Consider the following 646-nt stretch of genomic DNA (forward strand, 5'->3'; position numbering starts at 1 on the left):
CCAGCACAACCGATAACGGAAACGGCACTTTCACCATCACTTATACGGACGGTAGCACTTTCACGACCCCAAATCTAACAGGACCGCAAGGTGTTGCTGGAGCAAACGGAACCAATGGTGCTAACGGAGCAGMMGGAAAAGGAATTGCCAGCACAACCGATAACGGAAACGGCACTTTCACCATCACTTATACGGACGGTAGCACTTTCACGACTCCAAATTTCACAGGACCGCAAGGTATAGCTGGAGCAAACGGAACCAATGGAGCAGCAGGAAACGGAATTGCCAGCACAACCGATAACGGAAACGGCACTTTCACCATCACTTATACGGACGGTAGCACTTTCACGACCCCAAATYTMACAGGACCGCAAGGTRTWGCTGGAGCAAACGGAACCAATGGTGCTAACGGAGCAGACGGAAAAGGAATTGCCGCTACAACCGATAACGGAAACGGCACTTTCACCATCACTTATACGGACGGTAGCACTTTCACGACCCCAAATCTAACAGGACCGCAAGGTGTTGCTGGAGCAAACGGAACCAATGGTGCTAACGGAGCAGCAGGAAAAGGAATTGCCAGCACAACCGATAACGGAAACGGCACTTTCACCATCACTTATACGGACGGTAGCACTTTCACGAC

At 50.8% G+C, this 646-nt stretch carries 1 pseudogene; it reads left to right on the forward strand.

Annotation, left to right across the window (positions count from 1 at the left end):
* Window positions 1-646: pseudogene (locus tag AC1DVP_RS21380) on the forward strand (hypothetical protein); the annotation flags it as partial.

The organism is Flavobacterium sp. P3_A6 (assembly GCF_056403035.1).